10 protein-coding genes are annotated in these 13,574 nt (G+C 40.8%); 5 read left to right on the plus strand and 5 right to left on the minus strand.

Annotated elements, in window-relative coordinates; genetic code table 11:
- Positions 1 to 135: 135 nt before the first annotated feature.
- The 4 genes from AB1A03_RS00950 (at position 136) to gltS (ending at position 5,521) form a co-directional block, all read left to right on the plus strand.
- Entirely contained in the window at positions 136 to 1,407 is a 1,272-nt protein-coding gene (locus AB1A03_RS00950; protein ID WP_354622723.1) for an O-acetylhomoserine aminocarboxypropyltransferase/cysteine synthase family protein, read from the plus strand.
- Between the two features lie 61 nt (positions 1,408 to 1,468).
- Positions 1,469 to 1,684 carry a DUF3820 family protein gene (locus AB1A03_RS00955; protein ID WP_354622724.1) on the plus strand — a complete coding sequence of 72 codons (216 nt, stop codon included), beginning with the start codon at positions 1,469 to 1,471 and terminating at the stop codon, positions 1,682 to 1,684.
- A 303-nt stretch (positions 1,685 to 1,987) separates the two neighbouring features.
- A complete protein-coding gene (locus AB1A03_RS00960) occupies positions 1,988 to 4,117 on the plus strand; it encodes an alpha-amylase family protein (RefSeq protein WP_354622725.1) in 2,130 nt (709 codons plus the stop codon).
- Between the two features lie 348 nt (positions 4,118 to 4,465).
- A complete protein-coding gene (gltS, locus tag AB1A03_RS00965; protein ID WP_354622726.1) occupies positions 4,466 to 5,521 on the plus strand; it encodes a sodium/glutamate symporter in 1,056 nt (351 codons plus the stop codon).
- 183 nt (positions 5,522 to 5,704) lie between these two features.
- Here gltS and AB1A03_RS00970 read toward each other — a convergent pair whose 3' ends face one another.
- From AB1A03_RS00970 to AB1A03_RS00980, 3 genes are read right to left on the minus strand one after another with little or no spacing between them, the layout of a single operon-like run.
- Positions 5,705 to 6,076 (minus strand): protein disulfide oxidoreductase, encoded by a 372-nt coding sequence (locus tag AB1A03_RS00970; RefSeq protein WP_354622727.1) that lies wholly within the window; start codon positions 6,074 to 6,076, stop codon positions 5,705 to 5,707.
- Entirely contained in the window at positions 6,066 to 6,236 is a 171-nt protein-coding gene (locus AB1A03_RS00975) for a hypothetical protein (protein ID WP_354622728.1), read from the minus strand. Before AB1A03_RS00975 ends, AB1A03_RS00970 begins: the two co-directional genes overlap by 11 nt.
- Complete coding sequence (locus AB1A03_RS00980) at positions 6,233 to 8,356, minus strand: protein-disulfide reductase DsbD family protein (RefSeq protein WP_502945916.1); 2,124 nt, start codon at positions 8,354 to 8,356, stop codon at positions 6,233 to 6,235. Before AB1A03_RS00980 ends, AB1A03_RS00975 begins: the two co-directional genes overlap by 4 nt.
- Before the next feature lie 220 nt (positions 8,357 to 8,576).
- On the opposite strand from AB1A03_RS00980, the gene AB1A03_RS00985 reads away from it, so the two are divergent.
- A complete protein-coding gene (locus AB1A03_RS00985) occupies positions 8,577 to 10,328 on the plus strand; it encodes a sensor domain-containing protein (RefSeq protein ID WP_354622730.1) in 1,752 nt (583 codons plus the stop codon).
- Positions 10,329 to 10,355: 27 nt separating this feature from the next.
- Here AB1A03_RS00985 and AB1A03_RS00990 read toward each other — a convergent pair whose 3' ends face one another.
- Complete coding sequence (locus tag AB1A03_RS00990) at positions 10,356 to 12,653, minus strand: FdhF/YdeP family oxidoreductase (protein ID WP_354622731.1); 2,298 nt, start codon at positions 12,651 to 12,653, stop codon at positions 10,356 to 10,358.
- On the minus strand, positions 12,643 to 13,500 hold the full coding sequence (gene fdhD, locus AB1A03_RS00995) for a formate dehydrogenase accessory sulfurtransferase FdhD (RefSeq protein WP_354622732.1): 858 nt from the start codon (positions 13,498 to 13,500) through the stop codon (positions 12,643 to 12,645). Before fdhD ends, AB1A03_RS00990 begins: the two co-directional genes overlap by 11 nt.
- Positions 13,501 to 13,574 lie beyond the last annotated feature (74 nt).

Raw genomic sequence — 13,574 nt, forward strand, 5'->3', positions numbered from 1 at the left:
TTAAGCAATACCCATAATGGAGTAATCTCCGTTATTTTAAACATTTTTTCTGATTATCTTATTCTATAGTGCTAGATTTAACACTCCATCGTATACATGAAACGTATCAACAGCCATTTTCAGTTCGGAGTAATTATGAAATTAGAATCACTTGCGTTACACCATGGTTATCAATCAGAGGCGACCACTAAAGCAGCTGCCGTGCCAATCTATCAAACCACGTCTTACACCTTTGATGACACACAGCACGGCGCAGATTTATTCGATTTAAAAGTCCCTGGCAATATTTATACCCGCATTATGAATCCCACCACCGATGTTTTAGAGAAACGTGTTGCGGAAATGGAGGGGGGTATCGCCGCATTAGCTGTTGCTTCAGGCATGTCTGCAATCACTTATGCCATTCAATGTATTTGCGAAGTAGGTACAAACATAGTTAGCACTAGCCAACTCTATGGTGGCACTTATAACCTTTTTGCACACTCATTCCCTAAACAGGGTATTGAAACACGAATGGTCTCCTTTGATGATTACCAAGGTTTCGCCGATGCAATAGATGAAAATACACGCGCTATTTTTTGCGAATCAATAGGTAACCCTGCCGGCAACATTGTTGATATTAAAAAATTGGCCGAGATTGCCCATCAACATGGCTTACCGCTGATTGTCGATAATACAGTAGCAACGCCTGTATTATGTCGTCCATTTGAATTTGGCGCGGATATTGTGGTGCACTCTTTAACGAAATATATCGGTGGTCACGGCACATCCATTGGCGGCATTATTGTTGACTCAGGCAAGTTTGATTGGGTTGCCAATAAACAACGTTTCGCTGTGATGAATGAGCCAGATCCCTCGTACCATGATGTTGTTTATACTGAAGCCTTTGGTCCGGCTGCTTATATCGGACGTTGTCGTGTTGTACCACTTCGTAATACCGGGGCTGCAATTTCACCGATGAACTCATTCCAAATACTACAGGGCTTAGAGACTTTGTGCCTGCGTATGGAGCGACACTGTGAAAATGCAGTCAAATTGGCAACCTATTTAAGCAATCACGATAAGGTAGAATGGGTAAATTATGCAGCCCTAGAAAGCAGCCAATATCATGAAACCTGCCAAAAAATTTGCTCAGGCAAAGCATCGGGTATATTAAGCTTTGGTATCAAAGGAGGCTCAGAGGCAGGAGGCAAGTTTATTGATGCCTTAAAAATGATATTACGTTTAGTTAATATCGGTGACGCTAAATCCCTTGCCTGCCACCCTGCTTCAACGACACATAGACAGCTTAATGCCGCAGAGTTAAAAGCAGCGGGTGTTAGCGAAGAGCTTATACGTATTTCCGTCGGTATTGAGAATATCGATGATATCATTGCCGATGTAGAGCAAGCGCTCGCGGCGGTTTAAATTTAGGCGTTCAAATTTAAGCCGTAACGATTTCGTTGCGGCTTATTATCAGGAGAACACAATGCAAGACACGCAAGCATTAAGCGATGCAATCAACCAAGTTATGCCCTTTGGGAAGTATGCGGGTCGTAAACTTATCCATTTACCAGAGCCCTATCTTGTCTGGTTTTATAGTAAAGGTTTTCCGCAAGGAAAATTAGGTGAACAACTTGCTTTAATGTATGAGGTAAAACTAAACGGGCTAGAGAAAATGCTTGCCCCACTAATCAAGCAATAAAATAGCATGACACAGATCACACCAATTTCACATAAAATATCAGCAAACAGGCTGAAAGACCTATTTTAACTGAGCTTATAAGCTACGCCCCCTAATAAAAACAGAAAACTACGCCCTACCACATAAAGTACAGCAATTCATAATGAAATTTATTCTTTTTTGCCACGATCCCTGATCGATCATAAATTTACATTTTACTTGTACCATGACGGGTAGAGTGTGATCTATAACCGCTTGAGATTTCAATGACTATGCTTTAATAACGTACTTTTTATTTATATATCAATTAAGGTACTTACTATTATGTTACGGAAATCTCTAGTAGCTCTATCGGTGACCGCATTATTGTCAGCTTGTGCTGGTGGTGCAGGAGAATCTACTCAAGCTAATAACACGGAGGCGGCTAACGCTCCCTATAGTGTCAATATTACCGCTGCTAAAGCAGCGTCGGACAACCACTTAGTCTGTAATCAGCCCGAAAGTAACAATGCAGCCTGTAATTTGCGTATGTATCAAGTTATGGTGGAATCATTTATCGATGCAGATAGTAATGCCGATTATGGAACAGGTTACGGTACAAGCCATCATAAAGGTGATATAGCCGGTGTCACTGCATCATTGGATTATATTAAATCGTTAGGTATGAATACCGTTTGGTTAACACCGATATTTGAATCGATTCCTATAGATGGACAAACAGAATGGATAGATAGACTCGATGCAACGGGTTATTTTACCAGCAACTATTTCAAATATAATCCAAAATTTGGAACACTAGAACAGGCTAAAGAGTTAGTTAAAAAAGCACATGAAAAAGGCATGTATGTCATTTTTGATGGTGTGTTTGGTCACCATAAAGGTAATGTTGTTAAATCACCTCAGGGTCGTTTACCTACTATCGGTGCTCCAGTTGGTAATGTCGGATTTGAAGCCAAATATCCAGAAGACTTAGCGTTTTATAAAGAAGTTGCAACCTACTGGGTCAATGAGCTACAAATTGATGGCTGGCGTTTAGATCAAGCTTATCAAGTTCCAGTTTCACAATGGACGGAAATTCGTAAAGCCGTAGAAGAGGCATCAGCAACACAAACCTATAAATTAGCAGGTAAAGAGGTCAATCCTCTTGGCTACATGGTCGCAGAAATCTGGCGTACAGGTGCCAACGACATCGCAGCACAGGGATATGGTCCAGAGGATGATCCGGCACTGCCATCAGCATTTGATTTCCCTGTACGTTATTCAGTTGTACAGACTTTTGCTGTCGATGAGAACAGTGGCGGCAAACGCCCAGCAACCCATTTAGATGAGGCACTATTCTCACATGTTTCCTATCCATCTCATGCGATGCCAAATTTAATGCTAGGTAATCATGATTTAGTGCGCTTTGGTGATTTACTACAACGTGGCTTTATCGCTGACCCAAGTGAGCCAGAATATTGGACTCGTCATAAAGCGGCATTCAGCTTTATGGCTGCCTATAGCGGCCCAATTACACTTTACTATGGTGAAGAGATAGGCGATCAAGTTCCAGATTTTGAAGCAATGTACTCTAACTGTGATGGTTCAAGTGGCCTATGTGATGATCACGTTGCTCGTTCAAGCGCAACAATTGAAGGCTTAGCGACCACAGTTGGTGGTGAGATTGCTGTACTGAATGAACAACAATCAGACCTGAAAAATTATGTTTCTTCTTTGATGGCAATGCGCGCTGCAAATCCGGCACTTTATAACGGCAGCCGTACACACATCTATTCAGATAATAATGTTTACGTCGACCGTAAAGATGCAGGTAATAACCATGTGCTTTATCTAGTGAACACTAAAGATAAAGAAGCAATTATCACTCTCAAAGGAGATGCGTTAGGTAGTGTTGGCAACTTAACTAATCTATTAGACAAGCAAACGGTTAAACTCGTCACTGGACAATATCAGATAACACTCGCTCCTCTTTCTGCCGCATTTTATAATATAGACTCCCCTTCTAAGAAAGGCCCTGTGTTCACTAAAAAAGTTGCGAGTTTGACGGGTACGGGCAATCTTGCTAAATGTGATGCTCCAACCATTAAAGGTGACAAAGGACCGCTAGGTAAAACAATGTGGATCCGCGGAACTTACAAAGGTGGCGATGGCTTTAATGCAACTCCTGCTTCACATAAATTTACTTATAAGGGTAATAATATTTACCAAGTGGTTGTTGAAGAAAAGAGTGCAAGTGCATTTGCCTTTAAATTTGCCGCAGCTGACTGGTCATCTGAATTTGCAGTGAAAAAATCCAAAGCCGTTATTATTGGTCAAGAGCAACCAATCATGACCGCTTCAGGTTACGGTACCGAATCACCCATAAAAATTCCAGAGCCGGGTACTTACGTGTATAGCTTTAAAGTTGAAAAAGGACTGCATAAAGGCACTATGATGGTCAGTAAGTGTAAATAATAGAGAAATTACAGCTTGCATAGCTGGATGACTTCTCTTTTTCTTGACTGATTTTTGCATTTTTATTGATAATAGGTATAGTTAAAATCGAACCGTTATGGATTACCATAGGGTTCGATTTTTTTACTTTTTTCTTTACAGAAAAATTTCTGCTTAACTGTAACCCTATTTAAAGTATTAGCCGAAAAATAACAGGATACATATGGAAGTTATTGAAATAAAACCTTTTATCTCTTTTACCATCACAATTATTTTGTTGTTTATCGGTAAAATAGCAATATCTAAATCACCTCTACTACAACGATATAGCATCCGGAACCGGTTATTGGCGGTTTTGTTTGTGCAGGGGTGGTCGCACTATTTTATTATGTTTTTAAAATAGAAATTCATTTCGGCTTAAATGTTCGCGATATTCTACTACTCTACTTTTTTGCAGGGATTGGACTAAATGCAGACTTTAAAAGCTTACTCTCTGGTGGCAAACCTTTAGTAATTCTAACCTTACTTGCTATCATCTATATTTTTATGCAAAACATTCTCGGCGTTAGCGTCGCGACGGCTTTTGGATTAAATCCATTATTAGGGCTCATGTCTGGCTCTATCTCTTTGATCGGCGGTGTGGGTACGACAATGGCCTGGGCACCACTATACCAAGAGTGGGGTGTTCAAGGCGCCGCTGAAATGGGCATAGCGAGTAACACCATCGGTTTAATACTTGCCTGTGTCATGGGAGGCCCGATTGCTAACTACTTAATTAACCGACACAAATTAACAGCAAGTAACGATCAAGTGTTAGATATTGGCGTTACCCATAAAGATATCCACGTAAAATTAGATCACTATAGTGTCTTACATGCTTGGTTGTTATTGAATATCTGTTTAATACTAGGTTATCTATTAGACATGTTGATTTCAGAAACAGATTTAAAACTCCCCATGTTCGTCTCTTGTATGATTTCAGGGATCGTCATTGGTAACTTTAGAACGCTCATCTTAAAACGAAAAACCAAAGAGGGTATGAGACAAAGTTTAGGTTTAATCTCTGATATTTGTCTAGGTATGTTCTTAACGATGGCATTGATGGGGCTACAATTGTGGCAATTGCAAAATGCCATCGTTTACTTAAGTTCAGTGATGTTTTTACAGGCGCTACTTTCAATTGTCTTTACTATTTTCATTGTCTATCGATTTATGGGTAAGGATTACGAATCAGCAGTTATTAGTTCTGGTTTTGGAGGGATAACCCTTGGTTCAACTGCCACTGCTATCGTTAATATGACGGCGGTAACACAACAATATGGCGCAGCGCATCGAGCATTTATTGTGGTGCCCTTGGTTTGTGGTTTCTTTATTGATTTAATGAACGCGTTTATCATTAACTGGTTCGTCACCCTTCATGGTTAAGTAATGGCTATAAGCAGTGCTCCAAGGCGCTGCTTATACCTATATGGGGAATCATATTGTGGTCATCGCTTATTGAGAAAAAATGAGGGAGCAAACTGTATGATTGAGTAATAGCCGAATTACAATTGAATACAACGCAGCTATCTTTACCCATGTTACCTCAAGATATTATGCAGATTGCGATTAAGCCATCAATAACCGTAACCACATCCCTATCGGCGATGTAAATCCGGTTGTTATCGACTTAATCTCACCTTTATCAATAATAAAAATGGTTGGTGTTTGAGAAACGCCCCAGGCTTTACTTATTACCCCCTGCTGGTCATTAATAACTTTAAAATCATACCCTTTGCTCTCAATGTAATGCTTAATACGGCTCTCATTACCCGAGCTAATCGCAATTGATAACACTGGATAATGCGCTGACATGAAATCAACCGATGGTGATACCGTACTACAAACACTGCACCACGTTGCCCAAAAGTAGAGCAAAACAGGTTCTTCTTTGCTCATCGCTAAAAGATCAATTTTATCCCCTTGTACATCATTGACCACTAAACCCAATATTTGATAGGAAGGGACGGCTCGGGTTCGCCCATAAATCCACCCCCCAACCAACGGCTAAAAAGAGTAGTGAATAAATGACAATGGTTGATGCCCATTTACGTATCGATTTTTTCTTCTTTGTACTCAGTTCATTACTATCACTCATCATTTATCTCCTTGCGCTTGCGCAATCGCAGCTAACACCTGTTTATTACTCAAAATAGTATCCAAAGCTATCCCCTCTGGTGCAGCAGGGCCATAGACAATATTAAATGGTACACCATAACGATTAAATGACTGTAAATATTGTGTAACAGAATCGGAACGCACCGTCCAATCGCCTCTCATCAATACTATGTTTTCAGATTGCAATGCGCTATATACAGGTTCTTGCAATAATACGGCTATTTTATTCGCTTTACAGGTGACACACCAATCGGCAGTGACATCAACAAAAACTGTTTTTCCCTGCGCGACCTGTTGAGTAATAACTGCAACATCAAGTGTTTGCCAATCTAGTTCATCTCGATTTGAGCTTGCCCAATAATTATCACTTAAATGAGCCACAGTAAAACCTACGGCACTAACCAGTAATAGCGATAACAATGCCAAAAAGAAAACACGTTGACCATATTGACGTATGACTAATATAAATAGCGATAATAGCAGTAAGCTAGCCAGACTAATCGTCCACATCGCACCAATAAATATCGCCAACAAACTCAGTAACCACAGGCTGGTTGCTAAGATCATTAATGCAAACACAAGCTTAACACGATTCATCCACGGCCCCGGCTTGGGTAACAACAGGGCAAGACCAGGAAAAGCTGCAATTATTAGCCAAGGTAAAGCCATTCCCATGCCTAACGCGGTGAAGATGGTAAATAACGCCATTGTCGATGCCCCTAAGGCAAAAGCGACTGCGGTTCCTAAAAATGGAGCGCTACAGGGCGTCGCCAGCAATGTTGCAAACATACCTTGTAAGTAATGACCAACTAACGAGTTATCACCCGACGTGGCTAACCATGTATTGGCTTTCACGGATAACCGTATCTCAAACAAACCAAACATGTTAGCCGCAAATAACGCCGTGATAGCTGCCATAAATGCAATAAAATATGGGTTTTGGAATTGAATCCCCCAACCGAGCGCTTGCCCTGATAACTTCAGAAATAAGATAAAAGCAGCTAACAACCAAAAAGAGCAAAGAATTCCCAAACTCGATGCAATAAATTGCTGACGAATTTGCCCTCGTTGAATTCCTTGTAACGACAATATGGTGCTTAATTTCATGCCTAAAACGGGCAATACACAGGGCATGATATTAAGAATTAAACCACCTAATAATGCCACTAAAAATATTGACGTAAGTGAATCTGCACCAGTTTGGTTGATAACCTGATCAGAACTACGATTAATTATTTCAACTAAAAGATCATCATCCACAACGGTAAAATGCAAAGGTTGTTGGGATAAATCAACATCTCCAGCCCAACTCGAAGCATTAAATGAGGCTGTTAGCTGCTTGCCTGAGATGTTAATTATTGGTGTTGAAAAATTGATTTCCGCTAACAGCGGATCTTCTGTATCAACAAAAACATCGGGATTACGCCAATTAAATTGATTACTAATTTGTACGCGCAGCGATTGTGTTGTTTTATCCCAATAAGAGTGAATATCGGTAATCGTCGCACTCTGTTGTTCAGCCAGTTGCTCTGAGTCAATAACAACGGGAACGCTCGACATCGCCTGCGCATAGCTGAAAGCGACCTCAGAGTCAGGCTGCAACTCAGATGGATTAAATGAGAGCATAAAATTATAATCACTTAGCACACAAATAGTCGTACAGGATGCCAAGGTCAGTTTTGCCTCAAAATAGGTCTCTTTATTAAAATCAGCTACGGAAATAACCATCGGAAAGTGGATTATCTCTTTATAACCTAAGGTATCAACCCCCAAAACAGGGTAGCGTTTAGGCGCAGGCCAATGCCAATTTAGCGCAGTAACATTGGCATCGTGAACCCACTCCAATTGCGGTGCCACCCCTCCTTCCCGGAAACGCCAATAGGTTTTCCAACCATCATCGAGATTCACACTCAACAAAGCATTAACGGTGTTAGCCTGTGGATCTGTTTGTCCGGTTAATTGCATCTGCACAGAAACGGGAGGATGTGAAGGATTAATTAACCATCCAGAGCTTACTAACTGACTATTCGCACTAGCGATAACACTATAAAGACAAAGACTAAATAGCAATACAGTGGATGCAACATGAAAAACACGGTTCAATTTAAACAAATGTAATTCTCCAACGACAAAAATAACGTTTCATAAATAGCCTATTTGAAGGCCATACATATACTCATAACAGCATTTTAACGATATCTTCACATATATGCCATGTATAACTAAATAGACTTCACACTATCCATTACTAGCTGATGTCTATTTACAGTTAATCGATTTATAATCTTTCATATTGTATTTAAGCCTCTTCACGGTAATCACGATGTCTTTACTCTCTATTATTTTGCTGGCTTTATTAATTATTACTGCGCTGCGTTTAATTATTATCGAGCGGAAATATTGCCGCCTCAAGCTGGCCCATGAACATATACAAGAATTAGTTGATAGCTTACCTGATTTAATTTGGGTCAAAGACAGAGAATCACGGTTTCTATTTGTAAACAGCCAATTCAAAAAAACATTTTCCCTCCCCAAAGATCATTTTATTGGAAAAACAGATTTTGATCTGCCCTGCGATAATGAATTAGCACAGAGCTACTTCGAAGAGGATATGAGAGTACAAAGAGAGAGAAAAATACATCATATTGAAGAGCAAATAAATAAGCCGGATGGTTCGCTGGGTTGGTCGGAAACATTAAAAGTACCACTCATAGATAAAAATAATAATGTGGTTGGCACAGCTGGTATCGCCAGAGATATTACGGCCCGCAAACTAGCCGAGCTAAAAATGGTGCATATTGTCTATCACGATGAATTGACCGGTTTACCTAATCGTAATGGCTTTAATCAACAGTTTAATAAACTACTGAGCTTAAACAACTGCACCGTCGCGATTATCTTATTTAATCTCAATAACTTTAAAAACATTAACGATAGCCTTGGACACCATAGTGGTGATAAAACATTAATACAAATTGCGAGTCGTTTAAAGTCATTAGTCAATGATAACACCATCATTGCCCGTTTGAGCGGTGATGAATTTGCGATAGCACATAACTATGCTAAATTTGAAAACTCGTTAGCTAACTTAAAAGTGCGATTGCTAGAGCTGTTAATAGCGCCAATAATACTCAATGAAATAAAGCACCGCGTTACGGCAAGTTTTGGGGTTGCAGTTGGGCCACAGGATGGGCGAGATGTACAAAAACTGTTACAACATGCAGATTTAGCAATGTATCAGAGCAAAGTCAGCCATAGCAAAGGCTATGTCCATTTTATGCCGGAGTTTGCCGAACAATTACTCTATAAAATGAAATTATCCAATCAACTGAATCAAGGCATAGAAAAAAATCAGTTTCATCTTACCTATCAACCCAAGGTCGATTCGACAGATAAAAAATTGATTGGCGTTGAAGCGCTGTTGCGCTGGAAATTAGATGATAAACTTATCTCTCCCTATGATTTTATTCCAATAGCCGAAAAAAATGGTTTCATTGTTGAATTAGGTAATTGGGTTATCACCACTGCACTGCAACAAATGCGTTATTGGATTGATAATAATATAGAATGCCCACCTATTGCGATTAACATATCGGCAATACAATTACACCAACCAGAATTTGCTGACACCCTTATAAAACATTTACATAACTATCAAATCCCAGGGAATCTGGTGCAAATAGAGCTCACTGAAAGTGTTTTAATGGGTGATATGGAAGAGGTGATAGCCCAGCTAAAAGCGATTCGAAGCAAGGGTGTACTGATTAGTATCGATGACTTTGGTACTGGATATTCTAATCTCTCCTATTTACCCTACTTACCCGTCGATATAATCAAAGTTGACCGCGTATTTATCAGTGAACTACACCACAATCTAGATAACCAAAAAATAGTACAAACCATTGTCAGCTTAGCGAATAACTTTAACTTATCAGTGATAGCTGAAGGTGTCGAAACGTTAGATGAACTTAAAACAACCAATAAATGCGGTATCGTTGATATTCAAGGCTATTACTACTCCCGCCCGCTGCAAGTCAATGAACTAGAAAAAGCTTGGTTAAATAATATTATTTAACCAAGCAATAGCTCCCAATAGATAGCACTATAATATGCGTTGCTGTTTTGCAGCTGGCGTAATAACAATGGCAATCGATTTTGAGCTTGGCGTAAAACTAAAATCACCATAATTAGCTAACGCAACGAGGGGGTTAGCCTCTGGAAAATAGGCGGCTGCATTACCACTAGGGATGGCGTATTCAACCACCGTGAAATTACTCACTTTGCGAATAATATCATCTGGCCATAATGCTTCTATATCAACCTTATCACCTGCCGACAACTGTAATGCGCTAATATCATCGCTATTAAGCATAATAATATTTCTATCGCCACTTATACCGCGATATCTATCCTCAAAACCATAGACCGTTGTATTGTATTGATCGTGAGAACGTAACGTTTGCAATACAAAAATACGGTTTTGAGTTAAAGCTCGCTGTGATGCCGATATAATCGCTTCGGGTAAAGGATAACTATGAAGTTGTGCTTTTTGATCGCTAGTCGCCCAACGTAATTGGGCGGCAGCATTCCCCAAGTAAAATCCCCCCGGTGCTTGCAAACGTTGGTTCATATCTGTAAATCCGGGAATTGTTTGGCTAATTAAATCACGAATTTGATCGTAATCTTTTACTATATCAAGCCACGCTATCGGTTCATTACCTAAGGTCGCTTGAGCGATACCGGCAATAATCGCTGGCTCAGAACGCATTTCTCTAATATCGCTTGCAACTACCCCCTGCGATGCATGCACCATAGAAAAAGAGTCTTCCACAGTCACTTTTTGTGATTTTCCATTTTGCATGTCGATATCGGTTCGTCCAAGGCAAGGTAAAATCAGTGCACATTTACCGGGATAGAGATGCGTCCGATTTAATTTGGTCGCGATATTAACCGTTAACTCACAACTACTTAATGCCTGTTGTATGTATTGCGAGTCGGGCATTGCCGCGACAAAATTGCCACCGAGAGCAACGAATACTTTACTCTCGCCTCTTAACATCGCTTCAACAGCTTGTACAGCATTATGACCAACCTCAGCGGACGGGGTGAAATTAAAGGTTTTTGCGATACTCTCTAACAATGCTGCATGGGGTTTTTCATCAATCCCCATGGTGCGATCCCCCTGCACATTAGAGTGCCCTCGCACAGGACATAGCCCAGCACCTGTCTTACCAATTTGCCCAAACAATAGCTGCAAATTGGTTAGTTCATGGATAGTGGCAACGGAGTGCTTATGCTGCGTGATCCCCATCGCCCAAGTAATAATAACCCGTTCAGCCTGTTGATAAATATCTGCGGCACTACTTATCTGCGCTTGCGATAATCCAGATTGTTCGGTAATTAATGACCACGGTGTCGCTTTAACCTGCGCTAAATACTCATCTAACCCACTGCACTGTTGAGCAATAAAATCAACATCAAACACTTGTTGACCACTTAGCAATGCTTCTTCGTGACGCGCTAACAATATCTTCACCATGCCACGCACTGCCGCCATATCCCCACCTAAATTAGGCGTAAAATAGCGGCTAGTTAATTTCAACTCACCGCCCAACACCATATGCGCAGGAGATTGTGGATTAGCAAAGCGTTCTAGACCTCGCTCTTTTAAGGTGTTAAATGTGACGATCTTTGCACCACGTTGCACCGCATGACTTAAGGTATGTAACATACGCGGATGATTTGTACCGGGGTTTTGACCAAATACAAATATCGCATCGGCATGGTCAAAATCTTCCATGGTAACAGTCCCTTTACCTACTCCGATAGCGGCCTTTAGTGCATAACCACTCGCCTCATGGCACATGTTGGAGCAATCAGGGAAGTTATTGGTACCAAATTTTCGCACAAATAATTGATATAAAAAGGCTGCCTCATTGCTTGCTCGTCCCGAGGTATAAAACTCCGCTTGATTGGGGTGATCTAAGCGATGTAAGTGTTGTGCAATTAATGCAAAAGCGGCATCCCAAGTAATGGGGAGATATTTATCTTGCTGCGCGTCATAACAGACGGGTTGCGACAGTCTACCCTGCTCTTCAAGATAATAATCACTCTGCTTACGCAACGCCTTGACACTATGCTGAGCAAAAAAGTCGCCATCAACACGACGTGAGGTAGCTTCCCAATTTACGGCTTTAGCGCCATTTTCACAGAAACGGAAAAGGTCGCTTTTTTGTTCTTCCCCCCATGCGCATCCCGGACAATCAAATCCATGGTCTTGGTTGGCATTCAACAGGTTTTTAATATTTTTAGCAACATTTTGACTTTTCAGCAAATGTTTCGCTGTACTTGCAAGAGAGCCCCAACCACCAGCGGCCCCTGTATATTTTTTAACGCTCATTAGCACCTACCTTTACTATACGAAAATCACCATGGTAAACATTGCAGTGATTTTCACTGACAAATCCAATTAAGGTGATATTAAATTGTTTTGCTGCTGCAATCGCCAAACTTGAAGGCGAACCTATCGCCACCACGACCGGAATTTTTGCCGCAATCGCTTTTTGCATTAATTCAAAACTCACTCGCCCACTCAGCATCAATACGCTTTGCTTGGTTAACGAGCCAGTCGTCAAAACTTCCCCTATGGCTTTATCAACCGCATTATGTCGCCCGACATCCTCTTGCACTGATAAACAGCCCTGCAGGGTGAATATCCCCGCGCCATGAACGCCACCGGTTTTCGCAAAAATAGGCTGCCTTTGCTTTAACTGCGCCGGTAAGCTTAGTAGTGTCGTTAAAGGTAGCCACGCTTTATGCTCATCAATGAGCACATTAAAAGCATGGGCTAATGCCTTGATATTATTACTACCACAAATACCGCACCCCGAATGACTAATAAAGTGACGGGTGAATTTTTTCCACTCAAAGCTAACGGCATTAATCAATGCAATATCGCATTGATTTTTTTCACTAACCGTTATCGATTCTATTTGCTCAGCGGTCTCAATAATCGCATAGGATAATAGCAATCCTGTGACTAAAAAAGCATCGTTACCAGGTGTCCTCATGGTAACCATTAAGGGTTTCTCAAGCCGCTCTCCAGTCTTTTGACAACACCAGTGTAGTACAATATTGAGCGGCTCTTCACTAATCACCTCATCTTGACTCAATCGGCTTATCATTGTCGTATCGGCTGCTAGCTCATAACGTTGACGATTAACAAGCTGGTATGGTTTAACACTCATTCTCTCTACCTTGGTAAACTGATTCTGTTGATTTTGTTGAGCGTTGCGTTAAGAGGGCAACTCCGCACCACGTT

Origin of the sequence: Psychromonas sp. MME2 (assembly GCF_040566515.1) — a bacterium.
Lineage (GTDB): Bacteria > Pseudomonadota > Gammaproteobacteria > Enterobacterales > Psychromonadaceae > Psychromonas.